Here is a 1524-nt window from a genome sequence, read left to right as displayed (position 1 = left end):
AAAGTCGAAATATTCCACGTATCGTTGTAACCGTCGCCGTTTGGTGTGAAGAATTTCGGATAATCGATCACAGTAATCGATGTAAATGCTTCGCCACAAGCGCGTAAGTCACGTGCGTAAATGGTGTGATTGCCTGTATTGTCTTGACTTAAGACCGTGCGAACTCCTGTAAAGACATTGCTCGTTTGCCACGGACCGTCGTCGAGACGGTATTCGTATTCGCCCGGCGGATTTACCGTAACAGTTACCGTAGCGTTCTCTGCAAAAAACAGTGTTTGTACCGATGCCGTTACACTTGTTGGTGGAGCCGATGCCGTAATGCTCGCAGTTGCCGAACGTGTACAACCTGTTACTGCATCTGTAACTTGTACTCGATACAAACCAACAGCCTCTGCATCTATTGATGCTAAGTTGCTGAACTGCGGTTGCTGTACGTCGTCGATAAACCATTCGAAATCGTAAGTACCGTCATTCGGTAATCCCGTATCCAAGGTATAGGTGCTTGTATTGGTTGGATCGTTGTTAAAGATACAGATGTAACCGTCTTGATCTAATTTGGGTTGTGGAATGTTGGTTACCGCAACCGTTGCTTGTGTATTCGCAGCCGCTGATAAATCTACCAAGCAAGCCGGTAAATCATTACGCTTCACGGTTAGCAATTGGTACACCTGCGTTTCTTCAATGATGCCTGTAGCAACAACCGCCGTACCTGAACCGCTCAGTGAAACACTTTGTGGAGCGCCGCCATTGATGCTGTAGGTAACTACTGCGAATGGCGTTCCAGTGATAATCACATCAGCCGAATTACCCGCACAAATACTCGGCTCTAATCCGTTGGCGATACTCGCTTGTGGAAGTGCCACCACCGCCAAACGAGCGACATTACTGGTCACTGCCGGACATGATGTGCTAGAAACTAGAACTGTATAATTAGCTATGTCGTCGAAATCAACAGCGCTTAGTGTTAGTGTACTATTGGTTTCACCCGGTATATCAACATTATTTTTCTTCCACTGATATGTTAAACCGATTCCCGTTGCCTGCACAAGGAAAGTGACGTTCTCGCCAAAACAAGCCGTTACAGTCGAGGGCTGGGTAGTTATTGCCGTTGCTGGATTAACAACCACAACTGCAGCTAACGATTCATCCGATGGACAAACTCCCGCATTACTCACTTCAACAGTGTAATCTCCTGCTTGCGCTTGAGTAATCCCTGAAATAGTTAACGTAGGATTGGTTTCGCCTGTTAAATTTACCCCGTTGCGTTTCCATTGATACTGTAACGCCGAACCTGTGGCAGTAACGTTCAAAATCAAAGTTTCGCCTTCGCAAAGCGTCTGACTCACCGGATCTGTAACCACTTGTGGCGCTTCCAAAACAACAACAGCCGTTGGAATCGATTGCACCGCTGGCGAACATGCTCCACTAACTACCACAAAGTAGTCGCCAGAATTGGTTGTAGTAAGCCCGGTTAATGTCAATGTAGCTGTTTGTGCCGACGGATCTGAAATCGGATTCGCTAAA

The 1524-nt window shown here is 46.7% G+C and carries 1 protein-coding gene; it reads right to left on the bottom strand.

The window, feature by feature from the left end; all coding sequences use genetic code 11:
• Nucleotides 1-1524 (bottom strand): immunoglobulin domain-containing protein (locus CHX27_RS01165; protein WP_207758917.1); only part of this gene is annotated, 1524 nt, incomplete at both ends.

It is taken from the genome of Flavobacterium aurantiibacter (assembly GCF_002251775.1).
In the GTDB taxonomy this organism is placed as follows: Bacteria; Bacteroidota; Bacteroidia; order Flavobacteriales; family Flavobacteriaceae; genus Flavobacterium; species Flavobacterium aurantiibacter.
The sequence above is the reverse complement of the archived record's forward strand: the minus strand, read 5'-3'. Positions and strand labels throughout refer to the sequence as shown.